The organism is Sphingobium quisquiliarum P25 (genome assembly GCF_000445065.1).
In the GTDB taxonomy this organism is placed as follows: domain Bacteria; phylum Pseudomonadota; class Alphaproteobacteria; order Sphingomonadales; family Sphingomonadaceae; genus Sphingobium; species Sphingobium quisquiliarum.
In genome coordinates this window covers 1-2572 of sequence record NZ_ATHO01000066.1, presented here as the reverse complement: position 1 = coordinate 2572, position 2572 = coordinate 1, and the positions used below count along the sequence as shown (strand labels likewise).

Genomic DNA, 2572 nt, shown 5'->3' with positions numbered 1-2572 from the left:
GGCGGCAGGCGTCGGCGCGCCGGGCGCCTGGGGCGCCTTCTCGTCACCGGGCAGCAGATATTCCGCGCCTTCCCACGGGCTCATGAAGTCGAACTGGCGGAAATCCTGCGCGAGGCGGACGGGCTTGTAGACGACCCGCTTATCCTCCTCGCTGTACCACATTTCGACATAGCCGGTCAGCGGGAAGTCCTTGCGGAAAGGATGCCCCTTGAAGCCATAGTCGGTCAGGATGCGGCGCAGGTCCTGGTTGCCAGCGAAAACCACGCCGTACATGTCGAACACTTCGCGCTCAAGCCAGCCAGCAACGGGCCAGATGTGCGTGACGGTCGGCACCGGCGTGTCCTCATCCGTCGACACCTTGACGCGGATGCGGTGGTTACGCGTGACGGAGAGCAGATGGTAGCAGACCTCGAACCGCTCTGGACGGTCGGGATAGTCGACGCCCGCAATCTCCATCAACTGTTGATATTCCGCGCGGTCGCGCAGCAGCAGCAGCGCTTCTGCCACTTGCTCGCGGACGACGGTGAAGCTCAACTCGTCGGCATGATCGATGGTCTCGACCAGCATGGGCCCCAGCAGGCCGCCAATTTCCTGCGCGATGCCCTCAATGGCCGCGATCTTCGGTGCAGAATGACCCATATCAGCGCTCGATTGTCCCGATCCGGCGGATCTTCCGCTGCAACTGCATCACGCCGTAGAGCAGCGCTTCGGCGGTCGGCGGGCAGCCGGGCACATAGATGTCCACCGGCACGATCCGGTCGCAGCCGCGCACCACCGAATAGCTATAGTGATAATAGCCGCCGCCGTTGGCGCAGGACCCCATGGAGATCACATATTTGGGCTCCGACATCTGGTCGTAGACCTTGCGAAGCGCCGGGGCCATCTTGTTGCACAGCGTGCCCGCGACGATCATCACGTCCGACTGGCGCGGGGACGCGCGTGGCGCGACGCCGAACCGCTCCATATCGTAACGCGGCATGTTGGAATGGATCATCTCGACCGCGCAGCAGGCAAGGCCGAAGGTCATCCACCACAATGACCCCGTCCGCGCCCATTTGAACAGTTCTTCGGTCGAGGTGACAAGGAAGCCCTTGTCGCTGACTTCGCTGTTCAGCGCATTGAAGAAATCCTGGTCGGGCTGCGTCCCCGCGGGCAGCATCGTGCCGGGCGCGGGACTTGTCAGTTCTACTCCCAATCGAGGGCTCCCTTCTTCCACGCATAGACGAGGCCGAGCACCAGCTCCGCTATGAAGATCATCATCGTCGCCCAACCGGCCCAGCCAATCTGGTCAAGGCTGACCGCCCAGGGATAAAGGAACGCCGCTTCCAGATCGAAGATGATGAACAGGATCGCGACGAGGTAGAAACGCACGTCGAACTGGCTGCGCGGTTCTTCGAAGGCGGGAAAGCCGCACTCATATTCGCTGAGCTTGGCCGGGTCCGGCTTGTGTGCGCCCGTCAGGCGGCCCACCAGCATCGGCAGGAACACGAACGTGACGGAAAGCAGCAAGGCGATCCCCAGAAAGATCAGGATCGGCAGATATTGGGCTAGATCGACCAACGGAATCCCCTGGGCGAAAATGACTATGGGCGCGCTTTAGGCCTGCCGCATAAGCGAAGCAAGGCCCGGAGGCGTGAGAATGATTCGCAACAATTCACTTCTTGTACGCAGAAACAATTGGCCGCCTCAGCGCAGCGCTCCAGCCACAAGCTTGTGCAATTTGCTATGGATAGCGTCGTTGCCTGCGATCACTTCCCGGCGCTCGATCGGCTGGTCGCCGCCACGGAAGTCAGTGACGAAGCCGCCCGCCTCGCGCACCAGCAGGATGCCTGCCGCGACGTCCCAGGGTTGAAGGCCGCTTTCCCAATAGCCGTCATAGCGCCCCGACGCGACATGGGCGAGGTCCAGCGCCGCCGCGCCAAAGCGGCGGATGCCCGCCACCGACGGACCCACCGCGCCGAAGACGCGCGTCCACTGCGCGAAATCGCCATGGCCAAGGAAGGGGATGCCGGTGGCGATCAGGCAATCGCCCAGGTCGCGGCGGGCCGACACGCGCAGTCGCTGGTCATGCCGCCATGCGCCACGGCTCTTTTCCGCCCAATAGCTTTCGTCAGTGACCGGCTGATAGATGAGGCCGGTGGTGACTTCCCGCTTGTTGCCGCCATAGAGCGGCTCCTCGACCGCGATGGAAATGGCGAAATGCGGAATGCCGTGCAGGAAATTGGTGGTGCCGTCGAGCGGATCGATGATCCAGCGCGGCTTGGTGGGATCGCCCTCGATCACCCCGCCTTCTTCCAGCAGGAAGCCCCAGTCGGGCCGCGCCTTCTGCAATTCTTCCACCAGCGTGCGCTCGGCCTGCTGGTCGGCCTTGGACACGAAATCCGCCGGGCCCTTGCGGGACACTTGCAGATGTTCGACTTCGCCGAAATCGCGGCGCAGCTTCGCGCCAGCCTTGCGCGCGGCGCGCTCCATGACGGTGAGAAGGCCGGAATGGGATACCATTTTCTATTCTCCCCCCTCCCGCTTGCGGGAGGGGAGATTGTCATCAATCCGCCCGCTTCACATATTCCCG

4 protein-coding genes are annotated in these 2572 nt (G+C 63.0%); all 4 read right to left on the bottom strand.

Features of this window, described 5'->3' with window-relative positions; translation table 11 throughout:
• Positions 1–639 (bottom strand): NADH-quinone oxidoreductase subunit C (locus L288_RS29525; RefSeq protein WP_021237789.1); only part of this gene is annotated, 639 nt, incomplete at its 3' end.
• Position 640: 1 nt separating this feature from the next.
• Entirely contained in the window at positions 641–1195 is a 555-nt protein-coding gene (locus tag L288_RS29520) for a NuoB/complex I 20 kDa subunit family protein (protein ID WP_081796322.1), read from the bottom strand.
• Positions 1186–1560: an NADH-quinone oxidoreductase subunit A gene (locus L288_RS29515; protein WP_021237787.1), complete on the bottom strand. Its 375-nt coding sequence runs from the start codon at positions 1558–1560 to the stop codon at positions 1186–1188. The genes L288_RS29520 and L288_RS29515 overlap by 10 nt, the downstream gene beginning before the upstream one ends.
• Positions 1561–1686: 126 nt before the next feature.
• Complete coding sequence (locus L288_RS29510) at positions 1687–2502, bottom strand: inositol monophosphatase family protein (RefSeq protein ID WP_021237786.1); 816 nt, start codon at positions 2500–2502, stop codon at positions 1687–1689.
• Between the last annotated feature and the right edge of the window lie 70 nt (positions 2503–2572).